General features: G+C 37.8%; 14 protein-coding genes. 5 read left to right on the top strand and 9 right to left on the bottom strand.

The window, feature by feature from the left end; genetic code table 11:
- Nucleotides 1–71: 71 nt before the first annotated feature.
- Nucleotides 72–878, top strand: coding sequence for a hypothetical protein (locus ACE1CA_RS28270; RefSeq protein WP_413279401.1), 807 nt, complete (start codon nt 72–74; stop codon nt 876–878).
- Between the two features lie 155 nt (nt 879–1,033).
- Entirely contained in the window at nt 1,034–2,803 is a 1,770-nt protein-coding gene (locus ACE1CA_RS28265; RefSeq protein WP_413279400.1) for a PAS domain S-box protein, read from the top strand.
- 31 nt (nt 2,804–2,834) lie between these two features.
- On the opposite strand, the gene ACE1CA_RS28260 is transcribed toward ACE1CA_RS28265, so the two are convergent.
- The 3 genes from ACE1CA_RS28260 to sat form a co-directional block, all read right to left on the bottom strand.
- Nucleotides 2,835–3,788, bottom strand: a complete 954-nt coding sequence (locus tag ACE1CA_RS28260; protein ID WP_413279399.1) for a TPR end-of-group domain-containing protein — start codon at nt 3,786–3,788, stop codon at nt 2,835–2,837.
- 4 nt (nt 3,789–3,792) lie between these two features.
- On the bottom strand, nt 3,793–6,060 hold the full coding sequence (locus ACE1CA_RS28255; protein WP_486517568.1) for a caspase family protein: 2,268 nt from the start codon (nt 6,058–6,060) through the stop codon (nt 3,793–3,795).
- A 164-nt stretch (nt 6,061–6,224) separates the two neighbouring features.
- On the bottom strand, nt 6,225–7,403 hold the full coding sequence (sat, locus tag ACE1CA_RS28250) for a sulfate adenylyltransferase (RefSeq protein WP_413279397.1): 1,179 nt from the start codon (nt 7,401–7,403) through the stop codon (nt 6,225–6,227).
- Nucleotides 7,404–7,539: 136 nt separating this feature from the next.
- Between sat and ACE1CA_RS28245 the strand changes: the two genes are divergently transcribed.
- A complete protein-coding gene (locus tag ACE1CA_RS28245; protein ID WP_413279396.1) occupies nt 7,540–8,382 on the top strand; it encodes a DUF4351 domain-containing protein in 843 nt (280 codons plus the stop codon).
- Nucleotides 8,383–8,544: 162 nt separating this feature from the next.
- On the opposite strand, the gene mnmA is transcribed toward ACE1CA_RS28245, so the two are convergent.
- Complete coding sequence (mnmA, locus tag ACE1CA_RS28240) at nt 8,545–9,606, bottom strand: tRNA 2-thiouridine(34) synthase MnmA (RefSeq protein WP_413279457.1); 1,062 nt, start codon at nt 9,604–9,606, stop codon at nt 8,545–8,547.
- Nucleotides 9,607–9,901: 295 nt separating this feature from the next.
- Between mnmA and ACE1CA_RS28235 the strand changes: the two genes are divergently transcribed.
- Together ACE1CA_RS28235 and ACE1CA_RS28230 are read left to right on the top strand one after the other, a co-directional pair.
- Nucleotides 9,902–10,948: a hypothetical protein gene (locus ACE1CA_RS28235; RefSeq protein ID WP_413279395.1), complete on the top strand. Its 1,047-nt coding sequence runs from the start codon at nt 9,902–9,904 to the stop codon at nt 10,946–10,948.
- Nucleotides 10,949–10,989: 41 nt separating this feature from the next.
- Complete coding sequence (locus ACE1CA_RS28230) at nt 10,990–12,549, top strand: NAD(P)H-hydrate dehydratase (RefSeq protein WP_413279394.1); 1,560 nt, start codon at nt 10,990–10,992, stop codon at nt 12,547–12,549.
- 53 nt (nt 12,550–12,602) lie between these two features.
- Here ACE1CA_RS28230 and ACE1CA_RS28225 read toward each other — a convergent pair whose 3' ends face one another.
- From ACE1CA_RS28225 to ACE1CA_RS28205, 5 genes are all read right to left on the bottom strand, one after another.
- Entirely contained in the window at nt 12,603–13,700 is a 1,098-nt protein-coding gene (locus ACE1CA_RS28225) for a hybrid sensor histidine kinase/response regulator (protein ID WP_413279393.1), read from the bottom strand.
- A gap of 68 nt (nt 13,701–13,768) precedes the next feature.
- On the bottom strand, nt 13,769–15,562 hold the full coding sequence (locus ACE1CA_RS28220; protein ID WP_413279392.1) for an EAL domain-containing response regulator: 1,794 nt from the start codon (nt 15,560–15,562) through the stop codon (nt 13,769–13,771).
- The gene (locus ACE1CA_RS28215; protein WP_413279391.1) at nt 15,495–16,235 is read right to left on the bottom strand and encodes an ATP-binding response regulator; all 741 of its coding nucleotides are present in this window, start codon (nt 16,233–16,235) and stop codon (nt 15,495–15,497) included. Before ACE1CA_RS28215 ends, ACE1CA_RS28220 begins: the two co-directional genes overlap by 68 nt.
- Nucleotides 16,236–16,311: 76 nt before the next feature.
- Nucleotides 16,312–17,418: a hybrid sensor histidine kinase/response regulator gene (locus ACE1CA_RS28210; RefSeq protein ID WP_413279390.1), complete on the bottom strand. Its 1,107-nt coding sequence runs from the start codon at nt 17,416–17,418 to the stop codon at nt 16,312–16,314.
- Nucleotides 17,415–23,180, bottom strand: coding sequence for a PAS domain S-box protein (locus ACE1CA_RS28205; protein ID WP_413279389.1), 5,766 nt, complete (start codon nt 23,178–23,180; stop codon nt 17,415–17,417). The genes ACE1CA_RS28210 and ACE1CA_RS28205 overlap by 4 nt, the downstream gene beginning before the upstream one ends.
- Between the last annotated feature and the right edge of the window lie 5 nt (nt 23,181–23,185).

The raw sequence follows: 23,185 nt of genomic DNA, 5'->3' as shown, positions 1-23,185 counted from the left end.
TTTAGCTAAAAATCCTCAATGCTTGAAAGAAAGTAAAAAAAAGAACTTTAGTAATCCAAAATTTAACATTTATGGAATTCAATTACTTTGATAAGCTGCGGGATGAAATTTTTCAAGCTATAGATGGATATGCACCTAGCAGTAATCCAGTTTTCTACGAAACTCTGCAAACTCATTTTCCCGGCAGTTTGCCAATGGCAGACTACATTAAAAACACTTACAAAACTCTAAATTCTTACGGTTTTGATAAGGGTAAAACAATCGGAATGGTGGCAATTTGTCGGGACGAAATCACCGACATTTTAATTGATGAAGTGATTAAATATTGGGGAAAAACATTCAATTGTTGCAGTTTAGCAGGCTTTGTGATGATGGGGAAAACAGGTTTAGCCGCAGCAACAGACCACACTCCGATCGTAGATGGCACAAGGCGATTTACTTTTTATGCAATGCCCCACATTGCTATTTCCCGACATGGCGAAATTGGCAAAGTTTACCGAGATGGTATTCAAAAAGCTTCCCATGCTTGTGGGGCATTGGAAGCAATAGTTAAAGAACTACAATCTGGTCATGTTCAGCTAATGACCGATATGCAGGATATTGAACAATCAATTATCCGCCAAAAAATTCTTTCAACAATTAAATATGGCGATAAACCCGATTTGGTGGAAATCACTAAATTGGCTAGTCAGATTATTTCTCAAGATGTTGAGCAACTCTTAAGTTCTTTAGATAGTTCTATTTTCAATTATGCAGTGATGACCGGAATTCAAATTCACGGCCCTCATGACACGCATTGGATTTATCCTCAAGATTTTTATGTGGTAGGTTCTAATATTCCTGATAGTAAGAAAAATTTGAATGAAGATACTTACTAATGAAAGGAAAGAATCGTCATAGAATAAAATGAGTATAGCTCTTTAGAACCTTGACAAATGAAATCAAACCTGTTGATGAAGCAAGAAAATTTGATCTTGACTACGAATGCGCTAATCTAGCTTGATGAATACTGGAAAAATAGGAGGCAAGGTAGATGAAGAGTAAAAAAATTGTTAATAAACTACTGCTCTGGTTTTTATTTATCGCTTTGGTTCCGCTAACTTCAGTGACGGCAATTACTTACTTTACTACTAGAAATTCTCAAACAAAAGAACATAAGAATAATTTAGTTTATATTGCACAAAGTAAGGTTTTTGACAGTAAAACAATTGACGCGGATTGGAGATATTTACCTGTTTTGAATGGAAGTATTTTAGTGAAAATCAATACTTCGGAAGCCTTGTCTAATTTAACAGCATTAAAAAAAATAGTCATTGTTTTCGGGGTTGTTACTTTATTGGTGGTGATTTTAGCAGCCTTTGTAGTGGCAAAATCTATTTCTAAGCCTGTTGTTAAACTGACTCAACTTGTACAAGAAATGGCTCGCGGTAATCTGAATCAACAAGCACCTGTTCTTACCCGTGAGGAAATCGATCGATTAGCCCAATCATTTAACTTCATGGGCAAACAACTGCAAGAATCTTTTCAAACTATTCAAGCAAGAGAGCAAGAACTAGCTAGTGCAAAAGAACAACTAAAGGCGGTTTTGGATGCCGTTCCGGGTTCTATTTCTTGGATTGATTCGGAGGGTACCTACATGGGGGTAAATCGCCATTTAGCTGAAAAATTTAACTTGTCTCCAGAAGCTTTTGTTGGTAAAAAATTAGGGTTTATCCAAGAAAATGATAAGCTCGCAAGCTTCTTGCGCGAGTTTATTAACAGTCCTGAAAATTCAGCTTCTTCTATTATTGATTTTGAGGTTAATCAGAAAAAGCGATATTATCTAATTGCTGCCCAAAAATACCAACAAGGTAGTGCTACCGTATCTGTAGGAATTGATATTACCGATCGCAAACAAGCTGAAGAAGCGCTAAAACAAAGTGAAGCAACAACCCGTGCTTTGATTGAAGCTATTCCTGACTTATTGTTACGAGTTCGCGGCGATGGGGTTTATCTGGATGATGCAGTCGGTGCGGGAAGGGTGAAGCGTTTCTCAGGAGATAATATTGCTTTAAACACAACCACAGTTTACGATTCTCTACCACCCGCCCAAGCACAACAACGTATGGATGCCATTAAACGGGCACTGGAGACGAAAACGCTGCAAATGTACGAACATCAGTTGTTAATTGATGGACAGTTAATTGATGAAGAGGTGCGGGTGATAGTTACAGGAGAAAATGAGGTGCTGGTGATGGTGCGCGATATTAGCGATCGCAAACGAGCAGAAGAGGCACTACGAATAGCAGAAGAAAACTATCGCAGCATCTTTGAAAACGCCTTGGAAGGAATTTTTCAGTCCAGTCCCGAAGGGCATTATATCAACATCAATTCAGCAATGGCAAGAATATATGGTTATGATTCACCCCAAGAAATGATTGAAACTATTAAAGATATTGGTATGCAAATTTATGTCGATCGTCTAGATCAAGCAGAGTTTAAACGTCAATTAGAAGAACACGATCAGGTTAAGGATTTTGAATATCGGGTTTATCAAAAAGATGGTAATATCATTTGGATTCAAGAGGATACCCGTGCTGTTCGCGATCATACAGGTCAACTTTTATATTATGAAGGGATGATTCAAGATATTACAGACCGGAAACGCCGTGAGGATGAATTGAAACGACAATTAGAAGAATTGAAAATTGAAATTGACCATAAGAAACGACAAAAGGAAGTAGCTATGCTTACTGGAAGTAGCTATTTCCAAGAGGTGCAGCAGGAGATAGCAGAAGTGAACCTAGATGAATTTTGGAGCTAAGTTATAACTGAACTTTTCAGGGAAGTTTTTGTTAATTATTAACTAATTGTTGAAACTGTTCATCATTACGAATATAGTTAAAAGCTGGATCGGTTTGTGCTATTTCTTTGTATTGAGGATCGAGATCGATCGCCCACTGCAAATTACCAATTGCGGGGTTTATACTGCCTCTCAAAGCGTAAGCTTTAGCATTTTGATATCTAACTTCTGGTAAATTGCGTTCGATTTTCAAGGCAGCATTATAAGCATCAATAGCTTCTTGGTAGCAACTTTTTCGCAAATAGTTATTACCTAGATTTAAATAATCGTCAACTGTCAAAATCTGAGTTTGGCTATCATCTAATTTTGGTGTGGCAGCTTGGTCATTATGAGTTAAGTTAGAAATTTCATATTGATCTTCTGCCATTAAAGTTTGAGTTTCTCCGGGAATAAACTTGTTATCAGAATTAATAATTTGCTGATTTTCTGAAGTTTCGGTAACATAGTTACTTGCAACATCAGGAGCAGAATTTTCCCAAGTTTGAAACTGGGATAAATAAGCAATGTATTCTCCCTGTAACTGTTCCATTTCTTGCTTAAAAATAGCAGTTTGCTTTTCTAGTTCTGTTTTTAATTCTTGTTTAATTTCAGTTTTTGACTGATAAATTATACTCCGACGCAACAGCCAAAAAGTTAGTGTTATAATTATGGGAAATAAAATCATTACAAATAAGAGAATATTAATTAAAGTTGCTGTGCGACTAAAAACGCGATCGACCTCTGCTTGAACTAAATTGCGAGTCAGAGCTTCTTGCTGAATTTTTTCTCTCTCTTTTCGCAATATCTCTAGTTCTCGACGTTCCTGCGCCGACAAATTTTCGGTGGGAATTTGTGGAGGGTTAACTGTTGGTGGAACTACTTGGAGTTTTGGTTGTGCAGTGGCATCTATAGTAAATAGTACTATTCCCAAAACAGCTAATTTAGTTAGAAATAGATGATTTTTCATCTTCTTAAACTACTTGATAAATAAAACTAAGAGTTGCCCAATGATTCACATCTAAAATCCAGGTATCTGGAGATGCAGCGATCGCTTCCGTCATGTTACCACTAGCTTGATGTAAATCATTTAAAATAGATTGAACTACTTCTAAAGGATTTGGTAAAGTCGTTAACCGACCAAAAGCCGAAATTTTCTGGCTCTCCAAAACTTCTAAAGTTCGAGAAAAAGGTGCACGACTAAAGATTAATTGAATTTCTACCACACCGGGAGGCCCTTGCACAACCCACTTAAAAGGGTTATCAGCTGAAGGAATAATTTTGGTTGTACCGGGAGTAATTACTTGAGTAGCAAAAGATTTACTGCCCTGTTCGTTAAGATTATTTATAGACCTGGCTGGAAGTAGAGCGATCGGACAACCATTAGTATCTATTCCCAGTAAAATAAAGTAAATTGGCTCGTTGCTGTAATTATGAATTTTGTACTGGATAGAGCTACTAATTGGTAATTTAACGATCGCTTCTTTTGGCGCACTTGATGATACACTAGCTGTAGGAGTAGGCCAAGGTGCTCTAACTGTGGTTCGCTGCATTAAGACTTGTTCTTCGGGTGCGATCGTCTCTAAAATAGCTTGAACTCCCAACCGTGAAGAACCCTCATTAGCAGTTAAGCGCAACAACTTCGCAGCCAACAAAGTTTGCAATTTCGGTACTAAACGATTCACAGCTGTTTTTACAGCTTCTCCTGCTTCTCCAGAAGTATTGGGAATTGGTTCCAAACCCGGAGAAAATAAACTATAGCTGCTTTTCGGTAAAGGTGCAGTTCCGGCAATAGACTCTGACTCTGCTTGCGCCAACACTGACTCAGCAGTAGAAACTCGCCCCAACAAACAATCAGCAGACTGTTCTCCTGCCACAATTGATGTTACATGAGGAATTCCTGAAAAAGCACTAGTAGCATCTACTCTTTCAATTCTTGTTAAACAACTATGTAAAGCCACAGTTAAATTAATATTATGAGATAATACTCGTACAGCTTCTTGTACTAATTGTCCAACTTGAAGTTTACTAACTTCATTAAGATTAGTAGAATTAACTCGTGCCTTAGCTTTTAAACCTTCATGGGAACGAATAGCTAATTGTAAAGGTGGATTATCTTGAGGGGATAAATTTATCGGCGATCCAGTAAAGAACAGGGAATTAATATTATATTGCAGTACTTTTGCAGGTAATCCAGCTAACCATAGTTGGGCAGTTTTTCCATTTTCTTCCACCGCCGTTATCACCCCATCAGCACTTATCATTTTATCAGATAAAACATGATAAGTGAGAAACTTTTGTTTAGAATTAGTTTGACCAGAAATTTGTGGTTGTTGTTTATTACCGACTAATTGTTCAACTGTTCCAGCGACTCGGTTTAAGCTAATTTGTACAGTACTAGCGGGAGTAGCTTGCCAAAGGTGCTGAGTTAAGGCATAAGTAAAAAATCCACTACTAAAACCATCTATTTGCCCTTCCATCGCTACTTGGTCTGGTTTTGCTGCAACTAAAACAGTACCGGGGTTTGGATTAATTATTTGCGAATTTTGTTTCAATTGGTCTTGCAAAGCAAATTCTTCTTGAGTGATTTCTCCAGTGAGAATTGATGGCCTAGACCTAACGCGCAGATTGCCTTGTAAAATAATCTCACCGTCACTATAACTAGTATCTAACACTGAGGTTAATAAATCTGTGGAGAGCGATCGCAACAACAACAACAAAGTATCTTCCAACAACGCATTAACCACAGGTTGATTTTTAATTTGAATAATCCCATCAACAGGCAATAACAAATTAGTGACAGCAAATTTTTCCTGATTCTTTAGTTCTCCTAAACTGCCACTTTCCTGTAATACCGCTTTCCGAAAACGACTACCATAACCGCTAAAGTGAAAAACTACCACATCACCCGGTTTTACCTGTTGAGTGAGATGTTCCAAAAAAGCAGTTTCAATATTTTGCCGAGTAGCTTGTTGATCTGTAATAGTTAGGATATCGCTAGGATGAAAACCGAAACGGTGAATTAAAAGTTCCCGTTGCAATTCTACATCAGTTACACAACCTGTTAGTGGTGTACCGAATAAGTATTGGTTAATCCCAATTAGCAAAGCTAATTTGCGCGGACTAGACTGTGCTAAAGCTTGATAATAGCGATCGCTCAACAACGATAACACAGACTGACTCAAGCCCAGCGCACCCAGCACCATACCAGATTTTTGCAAAAAAGTCCTGCGCTTCATCATGTTATTAAGTAATTTAAGTTTTTCAACCTAATGGCATTATTTGGTAGTTGGTAATTGGTAATGGGAACTGATAAAGATCCAAATTATTTTCTCCTTACCTTTCACCTTTAACCAAAAAGTATTTTACCCATTACCCGCTACTTACTACCCATTACCCAATTAAATTAAGCTTCCACTGGCACTCGCATTGCCTTTGCCAATTCTGCCGCTACCTCTGGACGGGAAAACTCTGGTGGTGGAAGTTCACCTCGACGTAGCAACTCCCGAACTTTAGTACCTGAAAGGTGAATCCGCTGTTCCGGCGTACTAGGACTCGTTTTCGTCGTTGCCATACCTTGAGTCACAGTACAGTAAAAAGCGTGTTCAAACTTCATTGGCACAATGCCCAACTCCCCAGGCTCAAACTCATCAAAGATATATTGAGCATCATAAGTGCCGTAATAATCACCCACACCAGCATGATCTCGTCCCACAATGAAGTGAGTACAGCCATAGTTTTTCCGAACTAAGGCATGAAAAATCGCTTCCCTTGGCCCAGCATAACGCATCGAAGCGGGATTAATTGCCAAAATCACTCGATCTTTTGGAAAATAATGTTCCAGCATAATCTCATAACAGCGCATCCGCACATCAGCTGGAATATCATCTTCTTTAGTTGCGCCAACCAAAGGATGTAAAAATAACCCATCAACTGTTTCCAAAGCACATTTTTGAATATACTCATGAGCGCGATGGATAGGGTTACGAGTTTGGAAACCCACTATTGTTTTCCAACCTTTCTGTTGAAATAATTGGCGAGATTCTGCCGGGTCAATTTGGTATTTAGGAAAATAAGGATGCGGGTCACGTTGTAATAGCCAAATTGGGCCAGCTAAATTAATTGCCCCTTGATTATAAACAACTTGTACGCCTGGGTGTTTAATATCGTCAGTACGATAAACATTAATAACTTCATGAGCTTTGTTGTAACGATATTTTTGAGTTAATTCCAAAACACCCACAAATTGCCCGTTCGGGTCATCCAAACGTATCCAATTTCCTTCTTTTAAAGGTTCTGCGACTTCTTCTAATACAGACAAAGTGACTGGAATTGACCAAGGTAATCCATTTACCAAGCGCATATCAGTAACAACTTGTTCGTAGTCTGCTTGCTGCATGAAACCATTTAGGGGACTAAAGCCACCAATGGCAATCATTACTAGGTCACTATAGCTACGTTCGTCGAGTTGGACGCGAGGTAAAACATCAGCTTGGGCGAGAAATTCTGCTTTTTCCTGTTCTGTAGCAATGCGATTGATTAAATGACCACCATGAGGGGCTATGCCATCGGTCGTATGACTCATAATTAACTTAGATTTTTTGATTGTTGCTCCAAGAAACGATCCTACCAAGCTATGTGAACATTTGTAGTCAAAATTAATTTAGTCACTAAATCAAATAAAAAACTTACAATTTTCATTGACCTAAATTTATTTAATTGTGGCATACGACAACCTTTGTAAATACCTGGCGGAAACTTATGCCCCAAATTTCGTCCGCTGGTTGCTGGCTATTAATCCTACCAACGTTCGCGTGCTTAAAACCGAAATCATTCCCGAACCAATACGTTCTGATGCGTTGATTCTTTTACAAACAGATAATCAAATTCTCCACTTAGAATTCCAAACTTTACCTTATTCCGACCCTCCTCTTCCTTACCGAATGATCAAATATTGGGTATTGTTGTATGGACAATACAAGTGTGACATTGAGCAAGTGGTAATCTTTCTCAAGGAAACCACATCAGAGCAAGTTTTTGTTAACCGATTTGAGAGGCAGAATACGCGACACAGTTATCGGATAATTCGCTTATGGGAACAAGACCCTACACTTTTTTTATCCGAACCAGCTTTATTACCGTTGGCACCTTTAACCCGCAGTGATACTCCAAGCAGGTTATTAGAACAAGTTGCCCAAAGAGTCGCTATGCTAGAAGAGCCAGCACAACAGCAAAGTTTAGCTGCTGCTACTGAAATTTTAGCGGGTTTGCGATTTGAAAAAAACTTAATTCGTCGATTGTTTCGGGAGGAACTGATGCGAGAATCTGTAATTTACCAAGATATTCTTGAGCAAGGATTACAACAAGGATTGGAACAAGGCTTACAACGAGGGGAAGCGATCGCACTTCTCCGCATTCTAACACGACGCTTTGGAGAAATACCCCTTGAATTAGCAGAAAAAATTCGCTCTTTACCAATCCCTCAATTAGAAGCCTTAATCGATGCCCAAATAGACTTTTCCAGTTTAAATGATTTAATCAATTGGTTAAACCAACAAAGTTAGAAGACAGAGGCGCAAAGGGGAAGAATATAATAAATTTTCCCCTTGTCCCTTCGTTAGTTATGAGTTTTAAGTTTTAAGTTTTGAATTAATAACTTAAAACTCATAACTCATAACTCGCCCTTGTCCCCTTGTCCCCAGTCCCCAGTCCCCAGTTCCCAATCACTAATCCCCAACACCCTTCTCAATAACTCCCCCACCCAACACCATATCTCCGTCGTACCAAACCGCAGCTTGTCCGGGAGTAATGCTAAATTGAGGTTCATCAAAAACTAATTTGACGCGAGAATTTTCCAGAGGAATTACTATTACAGGAGTTGCTGAAGAACGATAACGAATTTGCACTTGGGCACGAATAGGTGCAGCTGGTTCAGCAATAGAAACCCAATTAACTCGTTGTACAGTACATTCTGTTTGATTAGCACTATCACGAGTACCGACAATTACACGATTTCTCACTGCATCCAAACCAATTACATACAAAGGTTCTGCCGCTGCAATTCCTAAACCTCGGCGCTGTCCAATTGTATAGTGATGTACGCCGTCATGCAGTCCTAAAACATTACCAGACTGGTCAACAATTTCTCCTTTTTGGGGTGTAATGTACTTATCCAAAAACGCCCGCATGGAACCATTGCTTTCTACCAAGCACAAATCCATACTTTCCGGCTTACTAGCAGTTTTTAAACCGTATTCTGCCGCAATTTTTCTAGTTTCTGTCTTCAGTTTTTCACCCAAAGGAAAAATAGTTGCTGCTAACAATTCTTGGGGTAGGTCATACAAAAAGTATGATTGATCCTTACTCAAATCAACAGCCCGTCGCAACTCATAACGACCTGTTTCCTCATTGTAAGTAATTCGCGCATAGTGACCTGTGGCAATTTTATTAATGCCCAATTTTTCTTGAGCATATTGCAGCATCGGGCCAAATTTTACCGCTTTGTTGCACTGGGAACAAGGCAGAGGGGTAATACCCTCACTGTACCCGGCTACCAAATAATCAACAATATAGGTTTGAAAAACTTCTCGGCTATCAACAATATGGTGAGGAATGCCCAGCTGTTCGCAAATGAAAGCAGCATCGACCATCCCCTCAGAACAACATTGACCCTTGCCTTTCATCAACCAAAGGGTCAACCCTGCTACTTCATATCCTTGATTATGAAGCAGGGCTGCTGCAACAGAACTATCTACACCACCAGAGAGGCCAACTACTACTTTGTTCATAAGCATACTAAGACTTTGCCCAATTTTTTCGGGGCTTCCTCTAAGGTAACATTCAAACAAAAATCTTTCTATTACGGATTTCTGGGGGACAAGGGAGTTTTGAGTTTTAAGTTGAATTGTGAATAACCCAAAACTTAAAAATAACTCGTTTACCTTGTTTTGGTTTGAGCTAGTGGCTACAAATTTATTAATAAGTCTTATAGTTAGGATTAAATGTTATATCCTCTGAGTTAGATTAATTACTAAGTTTATGGCTAGGGTGCGGGGAACCAAAATAAGAGGAGTAAAAACTGGTATGAAGGAAAATCAAAGAGGTAAGTTTTGGTCTTTTGGTAAGTTGAAGTGGAGCAATTTTTCGGCACTGCTATCTGTGTTGGCTTTGTTGATGGGGGGATTTTGGGCGGTAGTTAATGAGGGTAAAGCCGAAGCAAGGCATAAAACCAGACCTTTTGAGGAGTGCTGTGTGGTGGCTCAAACTTTTCCTCCAGGTTTTGAGGATGAGGCACCGTTTCCTGATAATTATAGGTTTGGCGATCGCACTTATGAAGTACTAGTCCCTACTTATAGCCCAGATTTACTAAATTTCGTACAAACCCGAATTGATGGCAGAGCACAAGTTACGAATAGAAGAGGCAGACGGGTCATTACGTTAGGTAACTATAATCTGGATGGAGCCCGACAGCGTGTGAGAAGACTAACACAGGCAGGTATTACCGCAGAATTAGTTGCCACTAATCGCTTTTCAGGTAGTTCAGTTTCACCTTGGGAAAACTCGCGCTATGTTGTTTATGTATCAGTTAGACGAAGGAGCGAGCTAGAAGATGCTTTATGGAGAATTCAGGCTGTAGTACCACAAGCTTATGTTTGGCAATATCAGGGAAGAAATGTAATTCTGGTTGGGCAATTTAACGACCAATCAGAAGCATTAGAAGTTCGTAATGAATTAAGAAGACAGGGCATTTGGGCACAATTTTCTCGTAATTCAGTTAGACCTGGAATTCCCCCAGTTTCCAACAATGAAACTAACTTTATTATTGTAGAAAATCCCCGTGTAAGTCGCGTTGTAGTTAGGGAAAACCAAGTACAAAGAAAGAGCAACTTTAACACCAGTAATTCTTACAGTGTGGTCATTCCCGCAAGGCCAGAAGAATTAGCAGCAATTGAAGCACAAGTAAAGCAAATGGCTATAGATTTGGGCGTAGAAAATGAAATTCTCATTCAATATGATGACAATCTACCTCAATTAATTGTTGGGCCATTTCCGCAGTTAGCAGCGGCGCAAGAATGGCAAAGTTATTTGCAAGAATATGGTGTAGCTAATTCCAGAGTCATCAATAGGTAACTAACCACTTTAGCAAGTGCAAAATCTCAAAATTTAAGCTCATGAACAGGCATGAAAAAATTCAGCAAATAGCCGTTACCGCAGCCCAAATGCAGGAGATTGAAGGACGAATTTTTGCTGGAGGAATGCCTGTGGCAGCTTTGATGGAAAAAGTGGCTGGGTTAATTTATAAACGGGTTCAGTCGCTTTTTCCTAATTCTTCGGTTCCTATAAAAGTAGGTTTTTTAATTGGGCCAGGTCATAATGGTGGCGATGGTTTAGTTGTGGCGCGAGAGTTACATTTTCGCGGTTATCAAGTTAATATTTATCGCCCTTTTTCTAAGTTAAAAGATTTGACGGCACAACATGATTTATATGCCCAAAGTTTAGGGATTTGTTACGTAGAGAATGTGGCTGATTTACAAGATTGTGATTTGATTATTGATGGGTTATTTGGGTTCGGGTTAGAGAGAGAAATTAAAGATAATTTGGCAGAAGCAATTAATGAGTTGAATGAATGGTCTAAACCTGTAATTAGTATCGATTTGCCTTCGGGTTTACATACAGATACGGGAGAGGTTTTAGGAACTGCAATCAAGGCTACTCATACTCTTTGTTTGGGTTTGTGGAAGTTGGGATTATTGCACGATCGAGCTTTAGAATATGTGGGTAAGGCGGAGTTAATTGATTTTGATATTCCTTGGACAGATATTACGGCAATTTTGGGGGAAACACCGCAAATTCAGCGAGTAACAACAGAGTTTATTAAACAACATTTGCCGCTACCTCGTCCGCCAGTTACGCATAAGTATAAACAAGGGCATTTGCTGTTAATTTGTGGTTCGCGGAAGTATGCTGGAGGGGCAATTTTAACTGGTTTGGGTGCGAGAGGAAGTGGTGTGGGAATGCTTTCTATTGCTGTTCCTGAATCTTTAAAACCTCTATTGGTTTCCCATTTGCCGGAAGCGTTAATTATTGGTTGTGAAGAGACGGGAAATGGAGCTATTTCTAGTTTACCAGATGGGGTGAATTTGGGGAGTTATGACGCGATCGCTTGTGGCCCCGGTATTACCACAGAAGCAACTACAATTGTCGAGGAAGTTTTAGCAAACAATAAACCTGTAATTTTAGATGCAGATGGTTTAAATATTCTAGCACAAATGGGAACAATTTCTACTTTAGAAAAACGCCAAGCAACAACAGTTTTAACTCCTCATGCTGGGGAATTTAAACGGTTATTTCCCGATCTTGAAAACTTGCAACAAAATCGGGTTGAAGCAGTGAAAAAAGCAGCAGAATTAACGGGTGCAATTGTTCTATTAAAAGGAGCAAGAACGGCTATAGCAAATACTTCTCGTATTTGGATTATTCCTGAAAGTACACCAGCTTTGGCGCGTGGTGGAAGTGGAGATGTGTTAACAGGATTGATTGGCGGATTGTTGGCGCAAGGGATTGCTGCTAATACAAATTCTCTGGTTGAAAGGGTGGTAATTGCTGCTTGGTGGCACGCCCAAGCTGGTATTTTAGCGGCGAAGGAAAGGACAGAATTAGGTGTAGATGCGTTTACTTTGACGCAGTTTTTAAATCCTGTATTGGCAAATCATTTTTCTAGTTTGTTGTGAGGACTTTAGTCCTACTCTTGGAGAAGAGAACGACTAAAGTCGTCACTACGAACTTAATTTGAGTTAGTAGGAAGGATAACTTTAACGGTTGTTTGGCGATCGGGGATACTTTCTATGTTTAAACTTCCTCCATGTAGTTCGGCTATCCGTTTAACAATTATTAATCCTAACCCCGATCCTTGCTGTTCATAAAGTTTGCGTTCAAACTGCATATAAGCACCTAAACTTTCAATTTGTTCGGGTTTCATTCCCCTGCCTTTGTCACTTACAGATAAAATAAATGAGTTATTATTTATCTGACTAGTGATATTAATTGGAGTTCCCGGGACTGAGAATTTGCAAGCGTTATCTACTAATTCTTCCACAATTTTTTTCAAGCGGATAGCAGAAATATTTAGCTGAGTATATTCTAGTTTTAAGTGTAAATCAGCTTGTCTTTGCACTTGTTTTACTTGCTGAGTTGCTTGTTCAGTAATTAGAGAATTGCTCTGTTCTGTCTGATAGTTTCGTAAAGCTTTGATGCGTTCTGGATTAGTAGAAATTAATTCCAATTCTGCATACAATAAAAAGTTTTGAATTAACCGATATAGGCGTTTACCTGATGTTTGAATCTGCTCGACCATCTCCTTTATTTCATCTGGTTCTAGTGTATCTAATTCGGTCAATAAAAGCTCGGAAAAACCTAAAATTCCATTTAGGGGTGTTCTGAGTTCGTGAGGTAAGGAGAAAGTAATACTACTACGTAATTCTTCTAACTTTTGGCTTTGCTGCTGATTAATAATTGCTTGTTTTTTGAGGCGAATGTCGATCGCTTTTAGCAGTTCTACAGGTTTACAAGGTTTAGTTAAATAGTCATCTGCACCTAATTCCATTCCCTTACGATTATTAGCTTTGTCCACTAAAGCTGTCAGAAAAATAAAGGGAATCATTGCGGTAGCAGGTTCACTTCTTAATGCTTGTAAAACACCATAGCCATCTAATTCTGGCATAGATATATCACAAATAATTAAATCTGGTTTTTTTTCTTTAGCTACTTGAACGCCTTGAAAACCATTTTCTACGGCAATTGCGTCAAATTCTTTAGCATTTAAGAGTTCTAAAAGATTTTCTCTAATTGCTTCTTCATCTTCAATAACTAAAATTTTGGTCATGATTAATCCATCCTATTTAAAATTATTTTTCTTGTTTAATCAAGGAAAACACCACTTTATTCCCTAATCTATTGATGTAAGGTTAAAGTTTTTCCCGACATCAACAAATTGGTGAAATCTTTAACGCTGAGAGGTTGGCTAAAAAGAAAACCTTGGATTTCATCACAATTATTTTGAGATAAAAAATCCAGTTCTGTTTTAGTTTCAACTCCTTCTGCCACTAAATTTAAGTTGAGTTCCTGTCCCATTTGGATAATAGAACTGGTAATAGTTTTAGTTTTGGTGTTCTTGTTCAATTGATGAATAAAAGATTTGTCAATTTTCAAAGTATCAAAGGGAAACTGTTGTAAGTAGCTTAAAGAAGAATAACCTGTCCCGAAGTCATCGATCGCAATTTGAACACCCAACTCTTTAAGAACAGTCAATCTGTCTTTAGCAATTTCCAAATTTTCCATAAGTGCAGTTTCTGTTAACTCCAATTCCAAATAATCAGCCGGAAAATCAGTTTCTTTTAATATTTGGACTATTCGCGAATAAAAGTTGCTGTGACTGAGTTGACGACCTGATATATTAACTGCTATTTGTAAAGCAGGAAAACCTGAATGCCATAATTTTGTTTGCTGACAAGCAGTTTTTAAAACCCGTTCCCCCAGAGGAATAATTAAGTTTGTTTCTTCAGCTATGGGAATAAATTTAAGTGGGGAAATTACTCCTTGTTCTGGATGAAACCACCTTAAAAGCGCTTCTGCACCAACAATTTTACCAGTCTTTAAACTAACTTTCGGTTGATAGTAAATTTCAAATTCGTTTCGTTCTAAAGCATAACTTAAACTGGTTTCTAAACTTAAGCGATCGCTACTTGTAACCTTCAGCGTTGGTTGATAAAATGCAAAGGAATTTCCCCCCTGTTGTTTGACATAGTTCATCGCTTTATGAGCTAATTGCAGCATTTTATCCAATTCATTGTCATTTCCACCATATAAATAAATTCCCATACTAGCTGTAATTAAAACTTCGGTATTATCTTCTAAAATTATGGGTTTTGCCAAAGTTTCTAAGAGTTTTTGGACAAAATCAATCAAGCTCTTTTTCTGATTATTATTTACCATAATTATGGCAAATTCATCAGTAGATAACCGCGCTATAGTATGACAATTACTGCTATAAGTTTGTAAGCGTTCAGCTACAGATTGAAGCAATTTATCTGCTTGTGAGTGTCCTAAAACTTCAACAATGCGATTGAATCTGTCTAAACTGAGATACAGAATTGATAGCAGTCGATCGGAGTTGGAATGGCGCTTATTTAAAGCTAAAGAATTAAGAATTTGAGTGAATTTTTCATTTAACAATAAACGATTTGGCAAATTAGTTAAACTGTCATAGTGTAAAGATTTATTCAGTTGTTGTGATGCTTGTTTTAAAGCAGTGGTGTAAACCTCAGTAATCGCCGTTTTTTTGCTTAACCGTATAGCGATCGCCTTTAACAATTCCACAGGTTTACAAGGTTTAGTAATATAATCATCTGCACCTAATTCCATTCCTTTACGATTATGATCGCGATCGGCTAAAGCCGTTAGGAAAATAAAAGGAATTACTGCTGTTAAAGGGTCTTTACGTAACTCTATTAGCACATCATAGCCATCCAATTCTGGCATCAGAATGTCACAAATAATTAAATCAGGAATAGTTTTTCGCGCCAAATGAATCCCTAAGCGACCATTTTTTGCGCCGATAGCTCTAAGATTTTGTCCTATTAAAATTTCTAAAATGTTTTCGCGAATATTTTCATCATCCTCAATCACTAGAATCTTGGTCTGAGGTTCGATCGGGGGAAGATTTAAAGCATTGTAAGAGTTTGACATTTTCCGGTACTAAAATTTCTTGCAGGTCAGTTAATTGATTAATAATTGATATTTCCCGCGCACATTCTTGTTGCAAGATTTTTAAATATTGAGCCCGTGCTTTTTCCGTAGGTGCTAACTTCAGCATTTGAATTGCCATTGTGATATTAGACAAAGGATCGCGCAATTCTTCGGTAATTCTTTGCAACAAATCTGCTCTACTTTTGCTTAACTTTTGTAGTTCTAAAACCCTTGCTTGTAATCCTTTGGCTTTGCTACGTTCGGTTTCATATTGTTGGCTATATGTAGCTTGTTTTTTTAACCTACTGGTAATTGCACTCAGTAATTCAGTCACCGTACAAGGTTTGGTAATGTAATCATCTGCACCTAATTCCATTGCTAAACGTAAGTCGTCTCGCTCAGTTTTTGCTGTCAAGAATATGAATGGAATAATAACAGTTAAAGGGTCTTCTTGTAACTCACTTAAAACTGTATAACCATCCATATCAGGCATCATAATATCGCACAGGATTAGATCGGGAAGCCAATCTCTTGCCTCTTGAATTCCTGTGCTACCATTTTTGGCACCAATAACATTAAAACCTTCAGATTCTAAGATTTCTAAAATATTGGATCTCACTGACTCTTCATCTTCAATTACCAAAATTTTTATTTTTTGATTATTTACTTTCATAAGTAACCAGTCCTAAATTGATTTAAATTCCTTAATGGATTGCGGTACTTTGAGAAATATGGCAACGTCACCTCCGTTAATTTTGTTCGTTCTTGTTCACTGGTAAAATTACGGTAAATTTAGTTCCAACTCCTATTTCGCTATGCACTGTAATTGTCCCTCCATGTAAGTCTACAGACCTTTTCACTATTGCTAAACCTAGTCCAGTTCCGGGAATTGAACCGACGTTAGTTGAGCGATGGAAAGCATCAAACAGCCGTTTTTGATCTTCTACAGGAATGCCAATTCCTGAATCTTGAATCTCAAAAGTAATTTGATTATTTTGGCAGGAAACATTAAAGTTGACTGGTGTACTTTCTGGAGAATATTTAGTCGCGTTGCTCAGTAAATTTATTAGGATGTGACGCAACAATTTGTCATCCATTTTCACCTCTATCAATCCACACTCAATATTTACATTTAAATGATGCTGATTTTTATCAGCATTTTGGATGTCTTCGACTAATTCTCGACAGAATTTTTCTAGTTCCAGTGGACGGGGATTAAAATCTAATTTTCCAGCTTCAGCTTTACCAATTACCAGTATATCATCTAACATTTCAATCATGCGTTGAATAGCAGATTGAATTCGCCGCAGATGAGTCATTTTTTTCTCTTCCGGCCATTCATTAATATACATTTCTAAGAGGTCGGTTGAGAATAAAATTGTGGACATTGGCGTGCGGAATTCGTGGGAAACCATCGATACGAAACGAGATTTTAGTTCGTTGAGTTCTCTTTCTTTTTCTAAGGCTTTACGGATTTCTGTTTCGGCTTTACATCTAGCTAAAGCAATTTCTATTGTGGTGTGTAAATCTTTTTCTTGAAAAGGTTTAACAATATAACCAAAGGGTTCGGTTTCTTTAGCACGTTGTAAGGTGGTTTGGTCGGTATGAGCAGTGAGGAAAACTACTGGTAAGTTCAATTGAGTGCGAATTTTTTCGGCGGCTTGTACGCCGTCGATCGCACCTTTTAACATAATATCCATTAAGATTAAATCTGGCTGAATTATTGCTGCTTTTTCGATCGCTTTCTCGCCAGTAGCCACCACCGCAGGGACATTATAGCCTAATTTTTTTAAGCTATTTTTGATATCCATGCCAATAATTACTTCATCTTCAACAACTAAAATTGTCGCTGTCATTTTTCTTTTGCACTCCGATTGATAAAGGTAATAGTAAATTTAGCTCCCTGTTCCGAACAAATCTCAATGTTTCCGTCTAATTGGTCTGTCAAATTATAGACTAACTGCAAACCTAATGATTCGATTTCTGTAATGTCAAAATCTGGAGGTAAGCCGATTCCGTTATCACTTATTACTAAAGTAATTTCTTGACTTTCTTCTTGACATGAAAAACTAATTAATAGCTCTCCTTTTTCTCGATCGACAAAGGCATATTTTAGTGCATTAGAAACTAATTCATTAATAATTAAACCGCAAGGAATTGCTGTATCGATGTCTAATTCTATATGTTCTACTTGCAAATTTAGTGTAATAAAATTCGCTGCCACATTATAAGAACGAAATAGGTTATCTGTTAAGTCACGAATGTAATCTACCGCATCTATTCTAGCTAAACCTTTTGATTGATATAACTTTTCATGAATCAATGCCATTGACCTGACACGGTTGTAACTTTCTGTGAATAAAACCAACGCTTCTTCATCTTTAATATAGCTAGATTGCAGCTTGAGTAAACTGGAAATTACCTGTAAGTTGTTTTTAACTCGGTGGTGAATTTCTTTGAGTAAAAGTTCTTTTTCTTTAAGTGATGTCCTGATTTCACTTTCAGCTTTTTTACGTTCGGTGATATCTCGATACATCCATAGATGTCCTTTGTACTTTCCTTGAACGAAAATCGGTGCATAATCCCGTTCTAGAATTCGACCATCTGCCATTGAAATTTCTTCGTTGGTGGTTACTTGTTGAAATTGTAAAATTTCTTGATGACGTTGGATAAACAGTTCGGGATTAGTAAAACTATGTTGATAAGTTGTAGCAAAATCGGAAAAGTCAGCACCAATTAAAGCAGCAGGTACAATGGGGATATTAAAGATGTCACAAAATGCTTGGTTAACTAAAACAACTAGATCGGATTCATCTTTTACTAAAATACCAAGTTGCAAATTTTCAATTAATGTTGAGAGGCGGGAAGTTGTAGCACGCAGTTCTTCTTCTGATTGTTTCCGTTCGGTAATATCGGTTTGAACGCCAAGGAAATGAGTTAAAATTCCATTGTCATCGTAAATGGGTGAAATGCTTAATTCATTCCAGAATAAACTGCCATCTTTCCGATAATTACGTAAGATGACTGTACAATTTTCTCCTTGGCGAATTGCAGTTCGCAGTCTTTCTAATTCTGGTTGTTTGCTTTCCTTACCTTGGAGAAAACGACAGTTTTTTCCTAATACTTCAGCAGCTGTATATCCGGTAATTTGTTCAAAGGCTGAATTAACATAAATAATTGGTTGATTGGGTATTTTGGCATCAATAATAACAATGCCATTTTTGCTGGCTGCGATCGCTCTGTCTCGTAATCTTAAAGTTTCCTCTATTCCCTTGCGTTCGGTAATATCACGACATACACAAATCAATCCGCCATCAGGAGTTAAAGTCAGAGAAAGTTCTTCGGTAAAAGTTGTGCGATCGCGTTTTTTAGCAGTTATTTCTCCTTGCCATTTCCCTTGTTGCCAAACAATCGGAATTACTTCCCGTTCTAGTATTTCAATTTCTTCATTACTGTACAACTCTTGCCAACTTTTTCCAATTAATTCAGATGCACTTTCGTAGCCGAAGATATTAACGTGAGATTGATTCAAATAAATATATTCCCCGGCTGCATTAATAATACCAATTCCATCACTTGCAGCTTCTACAGCAGCGATTTGTCGCCGCATTTTTTCTTCTATTTCTTTACTTTCAGTGATATCTCGACAAACACCAACTAAACCTATTGGTTCCCCTTCGGATGAAATATAGGGAGATTTAGTAGAAAGAAAAGTGTATTTTTTCCCATTGACTTCTCCTGATTCTTCATAAGTCCAAGTAATTCCACTCATCATGATTGTGTAGTCGAGTTCTCTAATATAATTACCTGTTTCTGGAGTGAATAAATCATCATCTCGTTTGCCTAAAATCTCTTCTACTGGACGCTGTAAAATTTTGGCTCCTATGGGATTAATGAATTGATAACGACCTTCTTTATCTTTAAGAAAGATCGCATCATTACAGTTTTCGACAATGGTGCGGAGTTTATATTCACTTTCGCGCAATGCTGCTTCTGCTTGTCTGCGTTCGGTGATATCCATGACTACACCACTAATCCCTACAGTTTGTCCTAATTGATTACAAATCACATCACCTTTACTCGCAATCCAACGAATTGAGCCATCAGGCAAAATTATGCGATGTTCGAGGTTATAAGGAGTTTTTTGTTGGATGGAGTGAGAAAGTGCTGTGGTGAGATAGTGACGATCGCTAGGGTGTATCAAATTATAATAATCTTGATAATCCCCTGGAAAAGTGCCAGAAGTAAAACCAAAAATTCTTTCCGTTTGCTCGGACCAAGTTATTTTACTAGTTTGAATTTCCCAATCCCAGGTTCCCATATTAGCAGCATTGAGAGCGATTCTTAGTCGTCTTTCGCTTTCGCTTAAGGCGGCTTCTGCGAGTTTGCGATCGCTAATATCAACCAACAAACCATCCCATAAAATATCTCCATTAGCTTGTATTTCGGGACGAGAAATGCCTTGCACCCATTTGATATTTCCTGATGGTGTAATGATGCGTCCTTCCCATTGCCAAGGTTCTAAACTTTGAGCAGAAATTTCGGTTGATTTGATTAAAGATGGCAAATCTTCAGGATGAATTAGATCGAAGCTAAGTTGAGGATTTGATTGCATTGCTTCTGGCTCTACTTCCCAAATTTGAATGCCACCAGGACTAATATAAGGAAAGTCATGGGAACCATCAGGATGTAGCACATACTGATAAATCATTCCGGGAACATTGGCTGCTAATTTTTGGAATTTTGCTTGACTTTCTTGTAATGCTTTTTCGGCGCGTTTGCGATCGGTAATATCGGTAGAAATGCCACACATGGCATACATTACACCATCGCTATTTTTTAAAGGAAACTTCACTGTCAAGTAAGTATGTAACCCATCTTCATGAGGTGCAACTTCTTCTGTATGTATAGCAATTCCTTCTTCCCATACTTTGCGATTATTTGCTACAAACTTCTCAGCTATTTCTGGAGGCCAAAATTCGTGTAGATTTTTGCCAATAACTTCTTCTTTCTTGCGATTAAATAAAGTTTCATAACGCCGATTAATCAAAATGTATCTATTTTGGTTGTTATGTACATAAATAACTGCTGGTGAATTATCCAAAATTGCTTGGAATTGTGCTTGGCTTTCTTGCAATGAAGCTTCTGCACGTTTCCGTTCAGTAATATCGCGATCTATTCCCCGATAACCTTTAAATATGCCATATTCATCAAAAATCGGAGAACCACTGGTTTCTAATATAACAATATGACCATCTTTATGAATATTAGTATTTTCTAAACAAGTAAAAGGTCTTTGTGCCATCATAATAGGTTGAAAAGCATTTAGAATTTGCTTCGCTTCATGAGGTGGCATCAAATCAAAGGGAGTTTTGCCTAAAACTTCTTCTGGCTCGTAACCCAAAATTTCTCTGATTTTTGGACTAGCATAAGTATAAACAGCATTTTCATTAATTTCCCATACCCAATCGCTAGTAGTTTCAACTAAGTTACGAAAGCGATTTTCACTTTCTTTGAGTGCTGCTTCGGTGCGTTGGTGCTCAACAATTTCTTCTGCAAGTTGCTTGATTATTTTATGTAACTGTTCTGTACGTTCTGCAACTTTAGTTTCTAATTGGGAGTTAAGTTCTTGTAATGCTATTTCGGCACATTTGCGTTCGGTAATATCAGTAGCGACACCCAACAATTGAATCTGACCATCTGAAGCTAATATTGGTTTTTTTACTGTCTGCAACCAGCGCACTTCACCTGTAACATTAGTTAGAGTTTCTTCGGAAATAAATTTAGTTTTCCGAGTGGTCATTACCTGGCGATCGTCTTTTTGAAATTGCTCTGCTTCTGCTTGATTGGGATTTAACTCTAGATCGGTTTTCCCCAGCATTTGCTCAACATTCAAACCCACGATATCCGCGCAAGCTTGATTAGCTAAAACGAATCTACCTGACCAATCTTTAATAAAAATCAGATTGGGATTAATATCAATAACATCTTGGAGAAATTGCTTTTGCGACCTTAATGCTGCTTCTGCTTTTTGCCGTTCTTGCAGTTCGATTTGTAATTGTTGGTAAAGATTTGCTTGATGGATAGCGATCGCGCAATGGTCAGCAATTGCTTTCACAAAAGCTACGTCGTCTTCTGTCCATTGTCGTTCGCGATCGCATTGATTTAAAGTAATTCCTCCCATATAATTTTGCTGATAAATTAATGGCATAATCATCATGGCGCGAACATTACACTCTCTAGCAGCTTCCTGAATTTCTACAGGAAAACTAGAATTTATTTCAGATATAACTAACGGTTCGCCTTGACTTAATTGCGAGTGATAATAGCAGTAGCAATCGCAACGTACACCAATTAAGCTGTCACCTTCTAAAGAAGCTTCGGAAACATAATGAGTTGCTAATTGATTATCAGCATTGGGACGAAAAATTAAGCAACGACTAACATTTAATGCTTCATGTAAGTAATTAACTGTAGTTTGCAATATTTCATCTAATACCAAACTTCCCCTAATTGCTTGGGTAATTTGGTTAATCAGTTGTGCTTGCTGCACTTGTCGCTTCAGTTTTTCCGACTCTTGGCGCAGTTTTTCTGTTTGTTGCTGTACTTGCCCGGTTAATTCAGCGTTACGACGAGATAAAAGTTGCGCTTTTTCGATTTGAAGTTGTTGAACAAATTGTTGAGTACGCTTGAGTCGTCGATAAATCTGCATTGGTTCTAGCGATCGCAATAATTCCATTGCTGTTATTATTCCCCATTTCCCACCCAAAAATTCGCTTTGACCTTCAGAAACTAATAATATATCTATGCGATCGTTTTGCATTTGCTGATAAGCATAAAGCAACGAATTTGTAGGATTTAATTCCCCCAATCTTCGCATAATTAAAGATGCAGGTGTTTGGGTTATATCCATTCCCAGCGTCCAAGCTTGTACAATTTGCTGTTCTGTAACTACTCCTATAGGCACAATTTTTTCTGGTTCTCTTTCAGCGGTAATTACTACAGAATTTACCGAATTTTCTATAATTAATTGAGCAATTTTTCGGATGGATGTTGCGCGATCGACACTCAGTACTTCAGTGTTCATCACTTCTCCTACTGAGCCAAGTTTCAATAAGTTAGTTAGTTTCAAACCTTGAAGAATAGTCGCAGGTGTGACAATTCCTAATAACTCTTCTCGATCGTTAATAACTGGTAGATAATTAATTTTATATTGTTTAAATAATAATAAAGGAGTAAAAATACTTTCTGCTTGCGAAATAGGTAAATTAATTAGTGGTTTAGTAATTAAATCAGCAATTTTAATTTGTTGATTTTGTTGAACTCCAGAAAGGATTAACTCTAACAAATTGCGATCGGTAAACAACCCCAAAACTCGGTCATTTTCCATAACTACAACATAATTGCATCTGGGATTTTGTAAAATCTCAGTTTCTTGGTTTTCTTCTAATAAGCTCCTCCCAGTAACAACACTTTGATTACTTCGAGAAAAGCCCATTAGAGATATTACATCTAATAAAAGTGTATCAGCAGCTATTAGTGTAGGATGGCGGTTAATAGCTTGCTCTAATTTGGGTAAGTTTAGCCATAAATTGTTATATTCCATAGATTTATTCATTAAAA

Origin of the sequence: Floridaenema evergladense BLCC-F167 (assembly GCF_041929205.2) — a bacterium.
GTDB classification, from domain to species: domain Bacteria; phylum Cyanobacteriota; class Cyanobacteriia; order Cyanobacteriales; family Aerosakkonemataceae; genus Floridanema; species Floridanema evergladense.
This window is presented reverse-complemented; position numbering and strand designations above follow the sequence as displayed.